Consider the following 19,061-nt stretch of genomic DNA (forward strand, 5'->3'; position numbering starts at 1 on the left):
CCTGACCGTTCAGCCAGGTCCGTGCCGTGCGGACCGTCACAGAGGCGGTGAACCGGCGACAGCAGGGAAGATTGCCGTTCACCGGCGCAGAAGGAGTTGGTAATGCCCTCGCTCGATAGCCTGAAAACCCTCAAGACCCTGACGGTCGATGATCGTCTCTACCACTATTACAGCCTGCCCGACGCCGCTCGCACCCTCGGCGATCTGCAGCGCCTGCCGATGTCGCTGAAAGTGCTGCTGGAAAACCTGCTGCGCTGGGAAGACGGCAAGACCGTCACCAGCGGCGACCTTTCGGCGCTGGCCAACTGGCTCAAGGAGCGGCGCTCCGACCGCGAAATCCAGTACCGCCCGGCACGGGTGCTGATGCAGGACTTCACTGGCGTTCCGGCGGTGGTCGACTTGGCGGCCATGCGCGCGGCCATGGCCAAGGCCGGCGGCGACCCACAGCGGATCAACCCGTTGTCGCCGGTCGACCTGGTCATCGACCACTCGGTGATGGTCGACCGCTACGCCAGCCCGCAGGCTTTTGCCCAGAACGTCGACATCGAAATGCAGCGCAACGGTGAACGCTATGCCTTCCTGCGCTGGGGCCAGAACGCCTTCGACAACTTCAGCGTGGTGCCGCCGGGCACCGGCATCTGCCACCAGGTCAACCTTGAGTACCTGGGCCGCACCGTCTGGACCCGTGAAGAGGACGGGCGCACCTACGCCTTCCCCGACACCCTGGTCGGCACCGATTCGCACACCACCATGATCAACGGCCTGGGCGTGCTGGGCTGGGGCGTGGGCGGTATCGAGGCCGAGGCGGCGATGCTCGGCCAGCCAGTGTCGATGCTGATCCCGGAAGTGATCGGCTTCAAGCTGACCGGCAAGCTGCGTGAAGGCATCACCGCCACCGACCTGGTGCTGACCGTCACGCAGATGCTGCGCAAGAAAGGCGTGGTCGGCAAATTCGTCGAGTTCTACGGCGATGGCCTGGCCGACCTGCCCCTGGCGGACCGCGCCACCATCGCCAACATGGCGCCGGAGTACGGCGCTACCTGCGGCTTCTTCCCGGTCGACCAGATTACCCTCGACTACCTGCGCCTGTCGGGCCGCCCTGAAGCCACGGTGAAACTGGTCGAGGCCTACTGCAAGGCCCAGGGCCTGTGGCGCCTGCCCGGCCAGGAGCCGGTATTCACCGACGCCCTGGCCCTGGACATGAATGAAGTCGAAGCGAGCCTGGCCGGGCCCAAGCGCCCGCAAGACCGCGTGGCCCTGAGCAATGTCAGTCAGGCCTTCGATGACTTCATCGGCCTGCAACTCAAGCCGTCGAGCAAGGAAGAAGGCCGCCTGGAAAGCGAGGGCGGTGGCGGCGTGGCGGTGGGCAATGCCGACCAGGCCGGCGAAGTCAGCTATGAGCATCAAGGCCAGCAACACCTGCTCAGAAACGGCGCGGTAGTGATCGCTGCGATCACCTCCTGCACCAACACCTCCAACCCCAGCGTGATGATGGCCGCAGGCCTGGTGGCGAAAAAAGCGATCGAGAAAGGCCTGCAGCGCAAACCCTGGGTCAAGAGCTCGCTGGCCCCCGGCTCCAAAGTGGTGACCGACTACTACAAGGCCGCCGGCCTGACCCAGTACCTCGATGCCCTGGGCTTCGACCTGGTCGGCTATGGCTGCACCACCTGCATCGGCAACTCCGGCCCGCTGGACGAAGCCATCGAGAGAGCCATCACCAGCGCCGACCTCACCGTCGCCTCGGTGCTCTCGGGCAACCGCAACTTCGAGGGCCGTGTGCACCCGCTGGTGAAAACCAACTGGCTGGCCTCGCCGCCGCTGGTGGTTGCCTACGCCCTGGCCGGCACCGTGCGCATCGATATCAGCCGTGACCCACTGGGCATCGGCAAGGATGGCCAACCGGTGTACCTGCGCGACATCTGGCCAAGCCAGCGGGAAATCGCCGATGCCGTGGCCAGCGTCGATACCGCGATGTTCCACAAGGAGTATGCCGAGGTGTTCGCCGGCGACGCCCAGTGGCAAGCCATTGAGGTGCCGCAGGCGGCCACCTATGTATGGCAGGACGATTCCACCTACATCCAGCATCCACCGTTTTTCGATGCCATTACCGGGCCGCTGCCGGTGATCGAGGATATCCACGGCGCCCGGGTGCTGGCCCTGCTCGGCGACTCGGTGACCACCGACCACATCTCCCCGGCCGGCAACATCAAGGCCGACAGCCCGGCCGGACACTACCTGCGCGACAAGGGCGTAGAGCCCCGTGACTTCAACTCCTACGGCTCACGGCGTGGCAACCATGAAGTGATGATGCGCGGCACCTTCGCCAATATCCGCATCCGCAACGAAATGCTCGGCGGAGAAGAAGGTGGCAACACCCTGTACGTGCCCACTGGCGAGAAGCTGGCGATCTATGACGCGGCCATGCGCTACCAAGCCGATGGCACGCCTCTGGTGGTGATTGCCGGGCAGGAGTACGGCACCGGCTCCAGCCGCGACTGGGCCGCCAAGGGCACCAACCTGCTGGGGGTCAAGGCGGTGCTGGCCGAGAGCTTCGAACGCATCCATCGCTCCAACCTGGTGGGCATGGGCGTGCTGCCACTGCAGTTCAAGCCCGGGCAGAACCGCAAGAGCCTGGCGCTGGATGGCCGCGAGCGTATCGACATACTCGGCCTGAGCCATGCCCAGGTGCAACCGCACATGACCCTGAACCTGAAGATCAGCCGCGAGGATGGTCGCCAGGAACAGATCGAAGTGCTGTGCCGGATCGACACCCTCAACGAAGTGGAGTACTTCAAGGCCGGCGGCATCCTTCACTATGTGCTGCGGCAATTGATCGCAGCCTGAAGTCAGGGCCCGGTCCTTGGTGACCGGGCCTTTGCCCTGTGCCGCAGAACACGTAGGATAAGCAGTAATGGCCAAAGGATGGCCGAAAGGCGTGTCCTCGACCGCAGTAACGCAGTCGAAGGATTCACGTTTTGCTTTTCAAAGGATGTCTCATGCTTGCTCCGCAATGGATCGGCCTGGCGCTGCTCGGCCTCGGTTATATCTTCGCCCTGTTCAAGGGCAACCTCGGCCTGCTGGCCCTGCCCACCCTGATTGCCCTGCTGTGCGCCGGCCTGCTGGTGCGTCGTGCCAGCCTCTGGCAGAAACTGGTCGGCCATGCCCTGTTCGTGATGCTGGCCATCGCCCTGGCCCTGCATATGCTGCCGGGCTTCAGCGGCGCCAAGGTCATCGACAAGGTGCGCTTTAGCAGCGACGCCCTGCCCTTTTCCATGTACCTGAACCTCGACAAGCCGCTGATTGGCTTCTGGCTGCTCCTGGCCTGCCCTTGGGTGCTGGCACTGAAGAACAAGCGCCCATTGGCCAGCTTCGCCCTGACCTTACCCGTGGTTGTCGCGGTGTGCCTGGGCGGTGCCTGGCTGTTGGGGATGGTCGCCTGGGCGCCAAAGTGGCCAGAGCAAGGCTGGGTCTGGGCAATGAACAACCTGCTGCTGGTGTGCCTGACTGAAGAGCTGCTGTTCCGGGGCTATATCCAGGGCGGTCTGCAACGGCTGCTAAAGAACCAGAACCTGGCCCTGCTATTGGCCGCCACACTGTTCGGCCTGGCCCACCTGGGTGGCGGCTGGCAATGGGTGTTGCTGGCTGGCCTGGCGGGTATCGGCTATGGCCTGGCTTACCGTTATGGCGGCCTTTTCGCTGCGGTTCTGTGCCATTTCGGCCTGAACCTGGCGCATTTTGCCGGTTTCAGCTACCCGATGCTGATGCCGTCGTGAACAGGCGGTCATTAGCTGACTTTTGTGTCAAAACCATGAAAGAATGCAGCTAATTTGTTGAACTTTGCACGAATGTCTTAGCGCAGGTCAGATCAGGACTCCTTGATCAAAATCAAACCCTGCAAATATTCATTCAACAAAACCCCCGGCGTGCCGATACCTTTCGAAAGCCTTGCGGATTGAACAGCTAATGCGTAACAACCAGCCGATTACCCAGCGCGAACGGACTTTCCCAGCTCAGCAACGGTTGATTTCGACCACTGATGCCAAGGGCGTGATCACTTACTGCAACGACGCTTTCGTCGAGATCAGCGGTTTCTCCCGCGAGGAGCTGATGCGCGCGCCGCACAACCTGGTGCGCCACCCGGATGTGCCACCCGCAGTGTTTGCGCATATGTGGACCACGCTCAAGCAAGGCCTGCCCTGGATGGGCATCGTCAAGAACCGCTGCAAGTCGGGTGACCATTACTGGGTCAACGCCTATGTCACGCCGGTGTTCGAGAACAATCAGGTGGTAGGTTTCGAGTCGGTGCGGGTCAAGCCCACCGCCGAGCAGGTACGCCGCGCCGAGGCCTTGTACCAGCGCATCAACCAGGGCAAACCGGCGATTCCGCGTCGCGACAAGTGGCTGCCGGTGGTACAGGACTGGCTGCCGTTCATTCTGGTCAGCCAGGTCGGCTTTTTGATCGGCAACTGGCTGGGCCACTCCTGGGGCTTCGCCCTGGCCGCCGGCCTCTCGGTACCGCTCGGCCTGCTCGGCCTGAGCTGGCAGCAACGCGGCCTCAAGCGCCTGCTGCGCCTGGCCGAACAGACCACCTCCGACCCGCTGATCGCGCAGATGTACACCGACAGCCGCGGCGTGCAGGCGCGCCTGGAAATGGCCATGCTCAGCCAGGACGCACGGATGAAAACCTGCCTGACCCGCCTGCAGGACACCGCCGAACACCTTAACGAGCAAGCGCGCCAGTCCGACACCCTGGCCCACAACAGCTCCTCGGGCCTGGAACGCCAGCGGGTCGAGACCGAGCAGGTCGCCGCCGCCGTCAACCAGATGGCCGCCACTACCCAGGAAGTGGCCAACCACGTCCAGCGCACGGCCGATGCCACCCAGGAAGCCAATCGCCTGACCGGCCGTGGCCGCGACATCGCCGGGGAAACCCGCGAAGCCATCCAGCGCCTGTCGGCTGCCGTTGGCGAAACCGGCCTGACCGTCACGCAGCTGGCCCGCGACAGCGACGAGATCGGTGGCGTGGTCGATGTGATCAAGGGCATTGCCGACCAGACCAACCTGCTGGCCCTGAACGCCGCCATCGAAGCGGCCCGTGCCGGCGAGATGGGGCGCGGTTTTGCCGTGGTCGCTGACGAGGTGCGTCAACTGGCACAACGCACCGCCGAGTCCACCGGGCAGATCCACGGCCTGATCGCCAAGCTGCAACAGACCGCCAACAGCGCCGTGCAGACCATGGAAAGCGGTCATCGCCAGGCTGAAGAAGGCGTTGCACGGGTGATGGAAGCCGACCAGGCATTGGTGGGTATCAGTGAAGCGGTGGCCAACATTACCGACATGGCCACGCAGATTGCTGCCGCCACCGAAGAGCAGACTGCGGTTGCCGACGAAATCAGCCGCAACATCAGCACCATCGCCCAACTGGCCGACCAGACCTCGGAACAGGCCCAGCATTCGGCACTGCTCAGCGAAGAGCTGACCCGTACCGCGACCACCCAGTACTCGCTGGTGGAGCGTTTCAACCGCTAAGCCCTTCCGCGCATCGCCTTTGGCGGTGCGCGGCTTCGCGCCTTACCAGTCGAGCGTCAGCCGGCTTTCAAAGTAACGCTCTGCACCGTTCAGCGGGTCCTTGAAGCGCAGGCTGTGGGCCAACAGCTTCAATGGTCTGCTGTAGTCGTCCGGCCCCTGAACGATGTCCGGATAGAACGGATCATTGCAGATACTCGCGCCCAGCGCGGTCATGTGCACGCGCAACTGGTGGGTCTTGCCGGTCACCGGCGACAGCCCGTAGCGCCACAGTTCGCCGTTTTTCTCCAGCACGTCGGCCAGGGTTTCGCTGTTGCTCAGCCCGTCCACCTCCTGCATGCGAAAGAACGGCTCGCCATTGACCAGGCGGCTCTTGTGCACCAACGGGAACGCACGCTCGGGCAAGGCGCGGGCGATGGCCTGGTAGCGCTTGTCGATCTGCCGGTTGGGAAACAGCGACTGATAGGCCGAACGGCTCTGCGGGTTGGCCGAAAACAGCACCAGCCCGGCGGTATGCCGGTCGATGCGGTGCAAGGGCACCAGATTGGGGTTGTCGAGACGACGGATCAGCCGGCGCAACAAGGTCTGCTCGACATACTCGCCAGTCGGGGTGACCGGCAAAAAATGCGGTTTGTCCGCCACCACCAGGTGCTCATCGATGTGCAGGATGGCCTCTTCGACCGGAATCGGCTTCTCGTTCGGCACTTCGCGAAAATAATGGATGCGCAGGCCCGGACGGTAGACAAGCGAGGCGCTGATCGGCGCCCCCTGAGCATCCAGCACCCGGCCGCGGGCGATGCGATCGAGCCACTGCTCGCGGCCAATGGCCTTGAAGTGCTCGCTCAAGCAATCGAGTACCGTCGCCCAGTTGCCAGGCGGCAGGCACACGGTGCTGGCTTGATGCTGAGCCGGATCGAAGGGGGGCGTGGCCATGGGAACACTCGAGACAGGTGGACTGGCCATTATCCCCCATGCCCGCCCGCTCAGCCAGCTTCGGCGGCTGCAGCCTCGGTGTACTCCTTGAGCCAGCGCAGCACCTCGACCGCCTCCCAACGGCTGGGATCGTAGAGGGCGTACAGCAGGCCCTGATAACCGACCACATCCAGTGGCCGATGATAGCCAGCACGCTGGAACAAGGCTTCGATCTCGGCGAAGCACGTGTTGAAGTGCACTTTGTTGAACGGCGTTTTGCCTTCCAGCACCAGGCCGTCAAGGCGCAACTCGAGCACCGCTTCACTCACGACCTCGACAGCCATGCGATTGACGGAATATTTCAGTTGTTCGACATTGACCATTGATCCGGACCCTCGACGCAAGCGCCACCCCTACACTGTATTTATATACAGCATATTCAGAGATGTCGCCGGCGTCAATCAGACAGCCGCTGTCAGACCAGGCCTGGCAGATAACCACTGTCGTAGCGAATGGTCAGCACCTGACGGCGCGGCACATTGGCGCTTAGGCCAAAGTGCACCCACTGGCCGAACTCCAGGATCAACTGATCGAACACCAGGTCACTGTCCATTACCCGCATGGCCAGCTCGCGGGGCGACAACCCGGCAGCGTTGATATCCGCCGCCAGGCCTTGAGTATGAACACTGCCGGCTGAGCCACCGATCGCCTGGTTCAGCGCTTGCGAGCGAAAGCCGCTGCTGACCAGGATCGGCCGCCCGATCAGGCTGCGAATCTCTTCGAGCCCGGCGCTGAGCCGTTGCAGGTTGCTGATGATCTGCTCATTGGGGGTATTGTCGATACCGCGACGTGCGGCGGTTTCCGAGACGGTCATCTCGGCGAGCGTGAAATGCGGGGAAAGCAGCATGGGACCATTCCTTGGCGTTTTGAATTCGCCAAGGATTGTCCCCGCACCGCTCAATCAACGCACGACAGGAAGCGGCTCCCCGCCCATGACTGCTTTACTTCAGAAAGGTCACGACTTGTTCGGCGTCAAACGGCCAGTTCAGCTCCGCCCCGGAATCACATCGGCGCAGCACAGGGATACGCAGGCCATAGGCTTCGAACATGCCCTCATGGTCGGCAATATCAACCAACTCGACCAGCAGCCCATGCTCGACAAACGGCATCAGCAGCGCCTCGGCCACTTCACACAGGTGACACCCCAGGGTGCCGAACAATTGGCATTCAGGAGGCATTTATGGGTACCAGCATCTGTAGGAACGGATCATTATTCTAGGTCTGCATTCGGGGCCAGTCGAGCGCCGCCCTTGAAGTCGGCGAACGGCATTGAAGTGCTGATGCACATCAATGGCCAAATGGCGCAAGTCGTTCAGACTTAATGGTTTTTTCGCTGTTTTCGCAAGGGAGTGTTTTGTGTTTGCCAACCTGTTGATCATCCTGGCCTCATCGCTGGTCGTCATCGCTATCTTCCGGCGCCTGAAGTTGCCGCCGGTACTCGGCTATTTGTGCGTCGGCCTGTTCGTTGGCCCTACCGCCCTGGACTGGGTCAATGAAAGTGAGGAGCTGCCGGACCTGGCTGAAATGGGTGTGGTGTTTCTGCTGTTTTCCTTAGGGCTTGAGTTTTCCCTGTCGAAGATGCTTGCCTTGCGCCAGGTGGTGTTTGGCCTGGGTAGCCTGCAGGTGATCTGCACCAGCATCCTGCTTGCCGGGCTGCTGGCCCTGCTGGGCATGCCGAGCAACGCGGCATTGCTGTTAGGCGCAGGTCTTGCGCTCTCGTCCACGGCAATCGTCAGCAAGGAGCTGACCAGCCTCGGCGAGATTTTCAGCAGCCACGGCCAGAACGCCATCGGCGTGCTGCTGTTCCAGGATGTGGTGGCGGTGTTGCTGCTGACCCTGGTCCCGGTGTTTGCCGGCCAGAGCGGCCAGGCTTGGTATTGGGCCTTGCCCTTGACCCTGGGCAAGACCGTCATCCTCTTCGTCGGCCTGCTGCTGGCCAGCCGCTGGCTGCTGCCGCGCCTGTTCCATGAAGTGGCCAGCTCGCATTCGGCGGAATTGTTCGTGCTTCTGGCCTTGGTGATCGTGCTGCTGACGGCATGGCTGACTCATTTGCTGGGGCTGTCCCCGGCCCTGGGGGCCTTCCTCGCCGGCATGCTGCTGGGCGAAAGCAATTACCGTCATCAGATCGAAGCGGACATCCGCCCGTTCCGCGACATCCTGCTGGGGCTGTTTTTCGTCAGTATCGGTATGCTTATCGACCTGCAACTGTTTGCCAGCCATGGCCTGCAGATCCTCGGCCTGACCCTGGCACTGCTGCTGGTCAAGGGCTGCATCGTCGCCGCCCTGGTGCGGGTGCGCGGCAGCGACGCTGAAACCGCCTGGCGCAGCGGCCTGGCCCTGGCCCAGGGGGGCGAGTTCTGTTTCGCCCTGATGGCGCAGATGCAACAGACCCAGCTGCTGCCCGAGGAGCTGGGGCACCTGCTGCTGGCCGCGACCTTCTGCTCGATGCTGGTCACCCCCCTGCTGCTCCGGGCCGCCCCCGGCATTGCCGCGCGCCTGCATCGCAAGCCCAACCAGGAAGTTCAACTGGAAGAAATCGAAGCCCAGAGCGCCTCGATGAACGGCCATGTGCTGATTTGCGGCTACGGCCGGGTTGGCCAGTCGATCGGGCGCTTCCTGCGCCGCGAGGACATTCCCTTCATCGCGCTGGATGACGACCCGGTGCGGGTTCAGGAAGCCGCCGCCGGGGAAAGTTGCGTGCACTACGGCGACTCGCGCCGTGGCGAACTGCTCACGGCCATCGGCCTTGAGCGGGCGCGGCTACTGGTGATAGCCGTGGACAAGACCGACATCGCCCTGAGCGTGCTCAAGGCCGCCCGTGCGCGTCACGCCCAGGTGCAGATCCTGGTACGCACCCGCGACGACAGCCAGCGCGACGAGCTGCGCGCGGCCGGTGCCACGGCGGTGGTCCCGGAACTGCTGGAATCGAGCCTGATGCTGGCCTCCCATGCCCTGGTGATGCTCGGCCTGCCGCAAGATCAGGTACAGCACCGGGTGGATGAGGTGCGCAAGACCCGCTACCGCCTGCTGCATGCCTTCTACCATGGCGCCCAGACCAGCCCGGTCGACAGTGAAGGCCTGCCCAAGGCCATGATGCACGCGGTCAACCTCGGCGCCGAAGCCTTCGCTTGTGGCCGTACCTTGAGCGAGCTGGGCCTTGAACAACTGGGCGTCGAGCTGCAGGCGGTCCAGCGCCAGGGCGAGGAGCTGCAAGTGGATACCGGCACCTGCCTGCACGCCGGTGATGCGGTACTGGTCAGCGGCCCGTTGAGCGCCGTGGAAGCCTGCCAAGCACGCTTGCTCGCCGGGCGCTGAACGATTCAGTCCTGACTGGTGGCGCCGATCTTGTGAATCGACAGGTCGGCGCCGTAATACTCTTGCTCCTGACTCAGGCGCAGACCGAGCAACAGTTTGATCCCCCCGTACACGGCAAAGCCGCCGATCAGGGCCACCAGAACCCCGGCCAAACTGCCGAGCAACTGGCTGACCAGGCTGACCCCGCCCAGCCCGCCCAAGGCACTCTGGCCGAAGATCCCGCAGGCAATTGCGCCCCATACCCCGCACAAGCCATGCAACGGCCACACGCCCAGCACGTCATCGATCTTCCAGGTGTTCTGCGCGGCGATAAAGCAGCCGACAAACAAGGCGCCGGCAATCGCCCCGGTAGCCAGCGCGCCCACCGGGTGCATCAGGTCGGAACCTGCGCACACCGCCACCAACCCGGCCAACGGGCCGTTGTGCAGGAAGCCCGGGTCATTGCGCCCTACCACCAAGGCCGCCACCGTTCCGCCAACCATGGCCATCAACGAGTTGACCGCCACCAGGCCACTGACCCCTTGCAGGGTTTGTGCGCTCATGACGTTAAAACCGAACCAGCCGACGATCAGGATCCACGAACCCAGCGCCAGGAAAGGAATGTTCGACGGCGCAAACGCCACCAGCTTGCCGTCGCGATAACGGCCGTTGCGCGGCCCCAGCAGCAATACCGCTGCCAGTGCCAGCCAGCCCCCCATGGCATGCACCACGACAGAGCCGGCAAAATCATGGAAGCCTGCACCAAAACGTGCCGCCAGCCAGGCCTGCAGGCCAAAGTTGCCATTCCAGACGATGCCTTCGAAGAATGGGTAGACAAAGGCCACGATCAACACCGTGGCGCACAGTTGCGGGGCAAAGCGTGCCCGTTCGGCGATACCGCCGGAAATGATCGCCGGAATCGCCGCGGCAAAGGTCAGCAGGAAAAAGAACTTCACCAGGCTGTACCCATGCGCCTGGCTCAACACCTGCGCCGGCTGCAGAAAGCTGACGCCATAGGAAATCCAGTAGCCGATGAAAAAGTACGCCAGGGTCGAGACGGCAAAATCGCTGAGAATCTTCGACAGGGCGTTGACCTGGTTCTTGTGCCGCACAGTGCCCACCTCAAGGAAGGCGAAACCTGCGTGCATGGCCAGGACCATCACCGCACCGAGCAAAATGAACAGCGTGTTGGAGCCGTGGACCAGGGTGTCCACTGCGCTTTGCAAATTTTCCATGGAGTAGGCAGGCCTGCAAAAAAGCACCAAGACAGCTCAGATACACCCCTTCGTGCACCAACCTGGATCGTTGTCACGGCCACCTCCCTGGCCAATCCGGGTGATACGGGAGTTTTTCCTTGGGTTTGTCGTGGATTGGGTTAAGGTTTACAGGTCCGGTGTTTGTCCACGCCCACAAGCGGCGCAGGCACCGGCCCCGGCGCACCACGGCAAAGCAAAAGCTGTACCAGTGAATTGCACTTGAACCTTCGCCCGCGCCCACGACTCGAAATAGCCATACACACTTTTAGGGAGAGCCCCATGGCCAGCAAATCGGCAAAGACTGCTCAAGAAATACTGATGGCTGACTTCCAGGCCCTGGTACGCGATACCGAGAAGCTGCTGGAACACACGGCAACCCTGGCTGGCGATCAGGCCGATGAACTGCGCGAACAGATCCACGACAGCCTGCTGCGCGCCCGGGAAACCCTGCAACTGACCCAGGACTCGGTACGCGAACAAGGCCAGGCGGCCCTGAGCGCCACTGAAGATTACGTGCAGAGCAATCCCTGGCAGTCGATCGGCATCGCCGCCGGTGTCGGCTTCCTGATTGGCTTGCTGGCCACCCGCCGCTGAGGACCGAGCATGGAAAGCGAACCACTGGCCGGCGCCGGCCCCTCCAGCAAGCGCCTCGGTGCGGCGGTACTGGGCCTGCTGCACGGCCATGTCGAACTGTTTGGCATCGAATTGCAGGAGCAGAAGGCCCGGACCCTGAGCCTGCTGCTGTTGGCCGGGCTGGCCCTGGTATTTGCCCTGCTGTTGCTGACCGCCCTCTCCGGCCTGGTGCTGGTGATGCTCTGGGACAGTTATCGTCTGGCGGGCATCGTTGGCCTGTGCGTGTTCTATGGGCTGGCGGCGCTGTTTTGCGGCCTGCGCCTGAAGGCTGCGATGTTCGATGAATCGTCGCCGTTCAGCTCGACCCTCGAAGAACTTGCCAAGGACCGGGAGCGCCTGTTGCCATGAGCCTGCCTGAACTACCGCAATCCGCCAACCGCCGAGAGCTGCGCAAGGCCCTGGTGCGCCTGCGCCTGGAGATGCACCGCCAGGAGATTCGCCATGAGTCCGGGCAACTGCTCAACCCCCTGACCCGCCTGCGCGCCATGGGCGACTCGCTGCAAGGCGGCCTGGGCATCAAGCACGCGCCGTTGTGGGGCATTGGTGCCGTGGTGCTGCTGGGTTTCCTGACCGGCAAAGGCGCCCGCAGCGGTAGCGTCAGCCGCTTGGTGAAATTGGCCACCAGCTTGATCCCGTTGTTGAAGCTGGCCATGCAAGGCGCTGGTAGCAAGCGGTAAGTGCCGCCAGCACGACAGGCAGCGCCTGGGTTACGACCGCTGCGCGCGTGATCGCGGGTCAAGCCCGCTCCCACAGATCGGCGCGCTCACTCTTGATCTACCTGCCCCGACCTAAGCTCACAAAGCCACTTGCAGCGCCGCCCCCTAACCGCGAAGCTACCCCCCAGCCCCCGCACCGGAGAAATGGCCTTGGATTGGCACACCCTGCTCACCCGCGAACGCCTCGGCAAACCCCTGCACAGCCCCGAAGAACTCGGCCGCAGCCCGTTCCACAAAGACCACGACCGGATCATCTTCTCCGGCGCCTTTCGCCGCCTGGGGCGCAAGACCCAGGTACACCCGGTGTCAAGCAACGACCACATCCACACCCGCCTGACCCATTCTCTGGAAGTCAGCTGCGTCGGCCGCTCGCTGGGCATGCGCGTTGGCGAAACCCTGCGCGCCAGCCTGCCGCAATGGTGCGAACCCAGCGACCTGGGCATGGTCGTGCAGTCAGCCTGCCTGGCCCATGACATCGGCAACCCACCCTTCGGCCATTCCGGCGAAGACGCTATCCGTCACTGGTTCCAGCAGGCCGCCGGGCGCGGCTGGCTGGATGCGATGAGCGAGCCCGAGCGCGCCGACTTTCTTAACTTCGAAGGCAATGCCCAGGGTTTCCGGGTGCTCACCCAACTTGAGTACCACCAGTTCGATGGCGGCACCCGACTGACCTATGCCACCTTGGGCACCTACCTGAAGTACCCCTGGACTGCGCGCCATGCCGACGCACTGGGTTACAAGAAACACAAGTTCGGCTGCTACCAGAGCGAACTGCCATTGCTCGAACAGATTGCCCGCAAGCTCGGCCTGCCACAGCTCGAAGAACAACGCTGGGCACGCCATCCACTGGTGTACCTGATGGAGGCGGCCGATGACATCTGCTATGCCCTGATCGACCTGGAAGACGGCCTGGAAATGGACTTGCTTGACTATGCCGAAGTGGAGTCGCTCCTGCTGAGCCTGGTGGGTGACGACCTGCCGGAAACCTACCGTCAGCTGGGCCCGGACGACTCTCGACGGCGCAAACTGGCGATCCTGCGCGGGAAAGCCATCGAACACCTGACCAACGCCGCCGCGCGTGCCTTCGTCGAGCAACAGCACGCCCTGCTGGCAGGCACACTCCACGGCGATCTGGTCGAGCATATGCATGGCCCGGCCAAACGCTGTGTATTGCAGGCCAAGGACATCGCGCGCAAGAAGATCTTCCAGGACAAACGCAAGACCCTGCATGAAATTGGTGCCTACACCACCCTGGAAATTCTCCTCAACTCGTTCTGTGGCGCCGCCCTGGAGCAGCACGGCGGCCGCACGCCCTCGTTCAAGAGCCGGCGTATCCTCGACCTGCTGGGTAACAACGCGCCAAGCCCCAACGCCTCACTGCACACCTCCTTCCTGCGCATGATCGACTTCATTGCCGGGATGACGGACAGCTATGCCAGTGAAATGGCCCGTGAAATGACTGGCCGTTCCAGCCCGACCTGAACGGCTGCGACGCACTGTCCGGGTACCGGACGGTGCGTGCGTATCCGTAGCAAGTAGGAAATAACTTACACGCAGATAACGATCATCAACAGACCGGCACTTTCGTAACTTCACCTTACTTTCAACCCGCCCAACACCCGCCCTACAAAGAACCCTCTGTAATCTCCGCTTGCAAAGTTAGTAGGACTTTTCCTATATATCGATTAACACGCCTTGAGTTCATGTGCGACCAGTTCTATCTGCGTTAAGGTGCTATTCCTCTCTGGCACCTTTATGGAAGTTCAACATGTACTCTGTATTCATCGTCGACGATCACCCGGTCATCCGCCTGGCGGTGCGCATGCTTCTGGAGAACGAAGGCTATCGAGTGGTCGGGGAATCGGACAATGGCGTGGACGCCATGCAAATGGTTCGTGAATGCCTGCCTGACCTGATCATCCTCGACATCAGCATCCCGCGGCTGGACGGCCTGGAGGTGCTCTCGCGCTTCCATGCCATGGGCGTCCCCGCAAAAATGAAAATCCTGGTACTGACCGCGCAATCGCCGGCGCTCTTCGGCAGCCGCTGCATGCATTCGGGCGCCGCTGGCTATGTGTGCAAAGCAGAAGACCTCTGCGAACTGCTCAGCGCAATAAAAGCTGTACTTTCCGGCTACAACTATTTCCCAAGTCAGGCCATCAACCCTGTACGTCGCCAGGATGATTCGGTATCGGAACTGGACCTGTTCAAACAGGTCAACGATCGCGAACTGATGGTTCTGCAACTATTTGCCCAAGGTAGAAGTAACAAGGAAATCGCCCAGGGCATGTTCCTCAGCAACAAGACCGTCAGTACTTACAAGAAAAGACTGATGCAAAAGCTCAAAGCCAACTCACTGGTCGAATTGATTGAGATGGCGAAACGCAATGCACTGGTTTGAGGCCACTCATGCATAGGCAACGCCTGATCCTGTTACTGTGCGCTGCCCTGGCCTGCCTGAGCCTTGCCGCCCAGGCAGATGAAGTCGCCGCCAGCCTGTTCACGCTGTTCAGCCGTGCCGGTGCGCTGCCCACAAAACTGCCACTGACGTCGACCCAGCGGATGTGGGTCCAAGGCAAGGGCCAACTGGTTCTGGGGACTTCAGCGCCGGATTACCCGCCCTTTGACATGACCGCCAGCGGCCGTGATTACGAAGGCCTGACCGCCGACTTCGCCGGATTGATCGGTTCGGCACTGAACCTGCCGATCCAGGTTCAACGTTTCGCTACTCGCCAGGAGGCGGTTAAGGCCCTGGTACAAGGACAGATCGACCTGCTGGGCAGTACCAACGGCTTCGAGGCAGCGACTCCCGGCATTGCCCTGTCCAAGCCTTATGCCGTCGATCAGCCGGTGCTGGTGACCCGCGAGAACGAGTCACGCCCGCTCGATATGGGCCTGGCGGGCCTGCGCCTGAGCATGGTCTATCACTACCTGCCGTTGGATGAAGTGCTGGCCAGTTATCCTGATGCCACCATCCAGTCATACCCGTCCTATCAGAATGCACTCAATGCGGTCGCCTTCGACCAGGCCGATGTGTTTCTGGGCGATACCATCTCGACCCACTACCTTATCAACCAGGGCCATCTGCAAAACGTCAAGATGGCCAACTTCGGCAAGCACGAGCCCGTAGGCTTCAGCTTCGCCGTGCGACACGACAACCAGACCCTGCTGGAACTGGTCAACACCACCCTCGACCTGGTGTCCAGCAGCACCCGAGAAAGCATCTTCAAACGCTGGAGTGCCGGCAGCGACGTCTTGCTGACCGACCGCAAACTGCAGTTGTCACAACGTGAGGAGCGCTGGCTGAGCGGGCATCCGGTGGTGCGGGTGGTGGTTAACGAAACCGCTGCGCCGTTGACCTTCTTCGATAGCGCCGGCAACTTTCGCGGGATTGCCGCCGATTTGCTGGAACTTATCCGCCTGCGTACCGGGTTGCGCTTCGAAGTGCAACGGGCCAGCGGTATCAGCGATATGATCGACCGCCTCAACCATGACCAGGCGGACGTCATCGCAGCGATTTCACCCAGCCCTCGTCGCGCCGGGACCCTGGCGATCAGTCGCCCTTACCTGGAAAACTCCTACGTACTAATGACCCGCAAGGGTGCCGACAGCCCCGATTCGCTCGAGCAGATGGCCGGCCGGCGTCTGGCCCTGACCCGCGACAGCCCCTTGTACGATGATTTGCGCCAACGCTTTCCCGACATTCAACTGGTGGAGACCGAGAGCACGTTCTACTCCACTTCATTGCTGGCCAGTGGCCAAGTCGATGCGGCCATCACGGCGCTGATCAATGCCAACTTCAGCCTCGTGTCCCAGCGCGACTTGATGATCCGCTCCTCGGTCGGCGCGGAACCGGCCACCTTCGCCATGGCCACTGCGCGCAACGCCCAGGAACTGGCGTCGATCCTCGACAAGGCGCTGTTGAGCATCGACCCGGAGGAACTGGGCATCATCAATAGCCGCTGGCGCGGCTACAGCACCGAAACCGACGCCTATTGGCAAAAATACCAGCGCCTGATTCTCCAGGTGGTCCTGGGTACCAGCCTGTTGCTCCTGCTGTCACTGGCCTGGAACGCCTGGATGCGCCGCCAGATCAAGCAACGTGAGGCCGCCGAACGGGCCCTGAACGACCAGCTCGAGTTCATGCGCGCCCTGCTCAACGGCACTCCCCATCCCATGTACGTTCGCGATCGCGACGGACTGCTGCAAAGTTGCAACGACAGTTACCTGGAAGCTGTCGAGGCGCAACTGAGCGACGTGCTGGGCAAAAGGATCCAGGACAGCACCCTGGGCGACAGTTGCTATGCCAGTCAGATCCAGGCCGATTACCAGAAGGTCATGCACGAAGGGATCCCGTTGATCGTTGACCGGCCGCTGTTGCTCAAGGAGCGCGAACTGACCATCTACCACTGGATCCTGCCTTATCGGGATTCCCTGGGCGAAGTCCAGGGGATCATTGGCGGCTGGATCGATATCAGCGAGCGACGCCAGCTGATTCAGGACCTGCGCCTGGCCAAGCAGCGGGCCGATGACGCCAATCGCGCCAAAAGCGTCTTCCTGGCGACCATCAGCCATGAAATACGCACGCCGATGAATGCCATCATCGGCATGCTCGAACTTACGCTCAAACGCGCGGATCAAGGGCATATCGATCGCCCGGCCATCGAGGTAGCCTACAATTCGGCCAAAGAACTGCTGGCCTTGATTGGCGACATCCTCGACATGGCGCGCATCGAATCCGGGCACCTGACCCTCGCACCGGAGCCTGTCAACCTGGCGGAGCTGGTCGAATCGGTCGGTCGCGTGTTCGATGGCGTGGCCCGGCAAAAGGACCTGCTCCTGCGCCTGGAGATTGCCCCGCAGGCCCACTGCGAGGTCCTGCTCGCCCCCCTGCGTTTCAAGCAAATCCTGTCGAACCTGGTCAGCAACGCGATCAAGTTCACCGAAAAAGGGCAAGTCACCGTACACCTGGCCCTGGAGCCCGGCCCCGCTGCCAACCGGCCGACCTTGCGGGTAACGGTACAGGACAGTGGCATCGGTATTAGCCCACAGGATCAGCAGCGCTTGTTCCTGCCGTTCGCCCAGGCCAACCCGGACAGCAACCTGGCCCGCAGCGGCACCGGCCTCGGCCTGGCGATCAGCCGCGACCTGTGCCAGTCGATGGGAGGCAACCTGACCCTGCACAGCGTGCTCGGCCAGGGCACCCGTGTGCACATCGGCATGCCCATGACCCTGTTGGCGGAAACCCCCAAGCCTGCTCCGGCACCGCCAGAGCCCTGTGCCGTGCTGCCCCCGCTGCGCGTACTGGTCATCGATGACCATCCCGCCAACCTGCTGCTGATTGCCCAGCAGCTGACCTTTCTGGGGCTTGAACATGCAAGCGCCGACAATGGACTGAGTGGCCTGAGCACCTGGCGCCAGGGGCAGTTCGATGTGGTGATCGTCGATTGCAACATGCCACAGTTGAATGGCTACCAGTTCACCCAGGCAGCGCGAGACCACGAACGGCAGTATCAATGGGTCCCCTGCACCATCCTCGGCTACACCGCCAACGCCCAGCCGGAGGTACGCGAGCGCTGCCGCCAGGTTGGCATGGACGACTGCCTGCTCAAGCCCATCAGCCTCAATGCACTGAGCCGGCGCCTGGCCGAAGCGCCCTTGCTGGCCGCACAGCCGCCAGCGCCTGCACCGCTGCCATTCGACCTGCAGGGGCTGGAGCCGGTAGTGGGCAAGAGCATGAGTGATTTACGCCAACTGCTCGAAGAACTGCTGCGCAGTTTCAAACATGACCGCGCCTCGCTCAAGGCCATCGATCCGCTCGGCGATGCAGTGCAACTGATGAATCAGGCACACAAGATTCTCGGACCCGCCCGCATCATTCAGGCCGACAGTCTGATTCAGGCCTGCGAGCAGCTGGAGGCCGATTGCCAGAGCAACCAGGCAGCATCGGTATTGGAGGATCGCCAGCAGCAGCTACTGAGCGTCTTGAGCGCGCTTGAAGACGCGTTGCAGGGGTACTTGCACGCACAGCCAGCCCAACCATCGCGGGGCAACACCTGAACAGGCGGCGGGGCAGAAACGAAAACGGCGGCCACTGGGGCCGCCGTTTCAGCAGGATCAGGAAGCCGGGTTAACCGGGTTTTCCGGATACCAGGCGTCCAGCAACGGGCTGACTTCGATTTTGGTCAGTTCGCTGCGGCCTTTGAGCCAGCTTTCAACAGTTGCACGCTGCTCTTCAGTGACCGAGCCACGCTCGGCCTTGCAGACCAGACCGAAGTCGTCGCCGCCAACGTAGTCCAGACCATTGGCATCCATGGCGTCATCCAGGAAAGCATCGAGGAAGGCGTCAATGGCTTCGTCGGACAGATCTTCCTTGAATTCCAGGTTCAGCTCAAAACCCAGCTCCTGGAATTCATCCACGCAGAGTTTTTTGCGCAGACGGCGGGAACGGTTAGTGGCCATGAAACAATCCTCTTGAGTATTAACGCGCGGCACTTTACCAGTTTCGCCGCGCCCTTGCCGGACTAAAAGCCGATAAGCTGCTGCTCGATCCGGTATTCACAGGCCCATGGGCCTTCGGCTTGGGGCATAATGCGCGCTATATTTTTCCGTATCGGGGCCTTCACCTTTTTTCGCTCCGTTTTTTTCACCCCTCGCTCGCAGG

At 62.2% G+C, this 19,061-nt stretch carries 16 protein-coding genes; 10 read left to right on the plus strand and 6 right to left on the minus strand.

Going from position 1 to position 19,061, the window contains the following annotated elements:
- The first annotated feature begins 102 nt into the window (after window positions 1-102).
- From acnA to KHO53_RS02085, 3 genes are all read left to right on the plus strand, one after another.
- On the plus strand, window positions 103-2,844 hold the full coding sequence (gene acnA / locus KHO53_RS02075) for an aconitate hydratase AcnA (protein ID WP_036996422.1): 2,742 nt from the start codon (window positions 103-105) through the stop codon (window positions 2,842-2,844).
- Between the two features lie 152 nt (window positions 2,845-2,996).
- Window positions 2,997-3,773 (plus strand): CPBP family intramembrane glutamic endopeptidase, encoded by a 777-nt coding sequence (locus KHO53_RS02080; protein WP_213569926.1) that lies wholly within the window; start codon window positions 2,997-2,999, stop codon window positions 3,771-3,773.
- Between the two features lie 190 nt (window positions 3,774-3,963).
- A complete protein-coding gene (locus KHO53_RS02085) occupies window positions 3,964-5,529 on the plus strand; it encodes a methyl-accepting chemotaxis protein (protein ID WP_010223346.1) in 1,566 nt (521 codons plus the stop codon).
- A gap of 42 nt (window positions 5,530-5,571) precedes the next feature.
- Here the strand turns inward: KHO53_RS02085 and KHO53_RS02090 are convergent, their stop codons facing one another.
- The 4 genes from KHO53_RS02090 to KHO53_RS02105 all read right to left on the minus strand — a co-directional run bounded on the left by KHO53_RS02090 (window position 5,572) and on the right by KHO53_RS02105 (window position 7,676).
- Complete coding sequence (locus KHO53_RS02090; protein WP_010223345.1) at window positions 5,572-6,459, minus strand: pseudouridine synthase; 888 nt, start codon at window positions 6,457-6,459, stop codon at window positions 5,572-5,574.
- Window positions 6,460-6,509: 50 nt separating this feature from the next.
- The gene (locus KHO53_RS02095) at window positions 6,510-6,821 is read right to left on the minus strand and encodes a hypothetical protein (protein WP_010223344.1); all 312 of its coding nucleotides are present in this window, start codon (window positions 6,819-6,821) and stop codon (window positions 6,510-6,512) included.
- Window positions 6,822-6,913: 92 nt separating this feature from the next.
- The gene (locus KHO53_RS02100) at window positions 6,914-7,345 is read right to left on the minus strand and encodes a D-Ala-D-Ala carboxypeptidase family metallohydrolase (RefSeq protein WP_010223343.1); all 432 of its coding nucleotides are present in this window, start codon (window positions 7,343-7,345) and stop codon (window positions 6,914-6,916) included.
- 94 nt (window positions 7,346-7,439) lie between these two features.
- A complete protein-coding gene (locus KHO53_RS02105; protein WP_010223342.1) occupies window positions 7,440-7,676 on the minus strand; it encodes a glutaredoxin family protein in 237 nt (78 codons plus the stop codon).
- A gap of 178 nt (window positions 7,677-7,854) precedes the next feature.
- Here KHO53_RS02105 and KHO53_RS02110 point away from each other — a divergent pair, with 178 nt between their 5' ends.
- A complete protein-coding gene (locus tag KHO53_RS02110) occupies window positions 7,855-9,813 on the plus strand; it encodes a monovalent cation:proton antiporter family protein (RefSeq protein ID WP_036996425.1) in 1,959 nt (652 codons plus the stop codon).
- Window positions 9,814-9,818: 5 nt separating this feature from the next.
- Here KHO53_RS02110 and KHO53_RS02115 read toward each other — a convergent pair whose 3' ends face one another.
- Window positions 9,819-11,027 (minus strand): ammonium transporter, encoded by a 1,209-nt coding sequence (locus tag KHO53_RS02115; protein WP_036996426.1) that lies wholly within the window; start codon window positions 11,025-11,027, stop codon window positions 9,819-9,821.
- A gap of 300 nt (window positions 11,028-11,327) precedes the next feature.
- Here KHO53_RS02115 and KHO53_RS02120 point away from each other — a divergent pair, with 300 nt between their 5' ends.
- The 6 genes from KHO53_RS02120 to KHO53_RS02145 all read left to right on the plus strand — a co-directional run bounded on the left by KHO53_RS02120 (window position 11,328) and on the right by KHO53_RS02145 (window position 18,457).
- Window positions 11,328-11,642 (plus strand): ElaB/YgaM/YqjD family protein, encoded by a 315-nt coding sequence (locus KHO53_RS02120; protein WP_036996427.1) that lies wholly within the window; start codon window positions 11,328-11,330, stop codon window positions 11,640-11,642.
- Window positions 11,643-11,651: 9 nt separating this feature from the next.
- Window positions 11,652-12,029, plus strand: a complete 378-nt coding sequence (locus KHO53_RS02125) for a phage holin family protein (RefSeq protein ID WP_010223337.1) — start codon at window positions 11,652-11,654, stop codon at window positions 12,027-12,029.
- Entirely contained in the window at window positions 12,026-12,358 is a 333-nt protein-coding gene (locus tag KHO53_RS02130) for a hypothetical protein (protein ID WP_010223336.1), read from the plus strand. Before KHO53_RS02125 ends, KHO53_RS02130 begins: the two co-directional genes overlap by 4 nt.
- 189 nt (window positions 12,359-12,547) lie before the next feature.
- Window positions 12,548-13,879 carry a deoxyguanosinetriphosphate triphosphohydrolase gene (locus KHO53_RS02135; protein WP_010223335.1) on the plus strand — a complete coding sequence of 444 codons (1,332 nt, stop codon included), beginning with the start codon at window positions 12,548-12,550 and terminating at the stop codon, window positions 13,877-13,879.
- 286 nt (window positions 13,880-14,165) lie between these two features.
- Window positions 14,166-14,798 carry a response regulator transcription factor gene (locus tag KHO53_RS02140; protein WP_010223334.1) on the plus strand — a complete coding sequence of 211 codons (633 nt, stop codon included), beginning with the start codon at window positions 14,166-14,168 and terminating at the stop codon, window positions 14,796-14,798.
- An 8-nt stretch (window positions 14,799-14,806) separates the two neighbouring features.
- Window positions 14,807-18,457 carry a transporter substrate-binding domain-containing protein gene (locus KHO53_RS02145; RefSeq protein WP_213569927.1) on the plus strand — a complete coding sequence of 1,217 codons (3,651 nt, stop codon included), beginning with the start codon at window positions 14,807-14,809 and terminating at the stop codon, window positions 18,455-18,457.
- A 57-nt stretch (window positions 18,458-18,514) separates the two neighbouring features.
- On the opposite strand, the gene KHO53_RS02150 is transcribed toward KHO53_RS02145, so the two are convergent.
- The gene (locus KHO53_RS02150) at window positions 18,515-18,859 is read right to left on the minus strand and encodes a YggL family protein (protein ID WP_010223332.1); all 345 of its coding nucleotides are present in this window, start codon (window positions 18,857-18,859) and stop codon (window positions 18,515-18,517) included.
- Window positions 18,860-19,061 lie beyond the last annotated feature (202 nt).

The organism is Pseudomonas sp. RC2C2, assembly GCF_018390435.1.
GTDB classification, from domain to species: Bacteria; Pseudomonadota; Gammaproteobacteria; order Pseudomonadales; family Pseudomonadaceae; genus Aquipseudomonas; species Aquipseudomonas donghuensis.

Excerpts from the sequence above, each read along its gene's own strand:
- acnA (WP_036996422.1), top strand. The coding sequence starts at position 103 with ATGCCCTCGCTCGATAGCCTGAAAACCCTCAAGACCCTGACGGTCGAT.
- KHO53_RS02080 (WP_213569926.1), top strand. The coding sequence starts at position 2,997 with ATGCTTGCTCCGCAATGGATCGGCCTGGCGCTGCTCGGCCTCGGTTAT.
- KHO53_RS02085 (WP_010223346.1), top strand. The coding sequence starts at position 3,964 with ATGCGTAACAACCAGCCGATTACCCAGCGCGAACGGACTTTCCCAGCT.
- KHO53_RS02090 (WP_010223345.1), bottom strand. The coding sequence starts at position 6,459 with ATGGCCACGCCCCCCTTCGATCCGGCTCAGCATCAAGCCAGCACCGTG.
- KHO53_RS02095 (WP_010223344.1), bottom strand. The coding sequence starts at position 6,821 with ATGGTCAATGTCGAACAACTGAAATATTCCGTCAATCGCATGGCTGTC.
- KHO53_RS02100 (WP_010223343.1), bottom strand. The coding sequence starts at position 7,345 with ATGCTGCTTTCCCCGCATTTCACGCTCGCCGAGATGACCGTCTCGGAA.
- KHO53_RS02105 (WP_010223342.1), bottom strand. The coding sequence starts at position 7,676 with ATGCCTCCTGAATGCCAATTGTTCGGCACCCTGGGGTGTCACCTGTGT.
- KHO53_RS02115 (WP_036996426.1), bottom strand. The coding sequence starts at position 11,027 with ATGGAAAATTTGCAAAGCGCAGTGGACACCCTGGTCCACGGCTCCAAC.
- KHO53_RS02120 (WP_036996427.1), top strand. The coding sequence starts at position 11,328 with ATGGCCAGCAAATCGGCAAAGACTGCTCAAGAAATACTGATGGCTGAC.
- KHO53_RS02125 (WP_010223337.1), top strand. The coding sequence starts at position 11,652 with ATGGAAAGCGAACCACTGGCCGGCGCCGGCCCCTCCAGCAAGCGCCTC.
- KHO53_RS02130 (WP_010223336.1), top strand. The coding sequence starts at position 12,026 with ATGAGCCTGCCTGAACTACCGCAATCCGCCAACCGCCGAGAGCTGCGC.
- KHO53_RS02140 (WP_010223334.1), top strand. The coding sequence starts at position 14,166 with ATGTACTCTGTATTCATCGTCGACGATCACCCGGTCATCCGCCTGGCG.
- KHO53_RS02145 (WP_213569927.1), top strand. The coding sequence starts at position 14,807 with ATGCATAGGCAACGCCTGATCCTGTTACTGTGCGCTGCCCTGGCCTGC.
- KHO53_RS02150 (WP_010223332.1), bottom strand. The coding sequence starts at position 18,859 with ATGGCCACTAACCGTTCCCGCCGTCTGCGCAAAAAACTCTGCGTGGAT.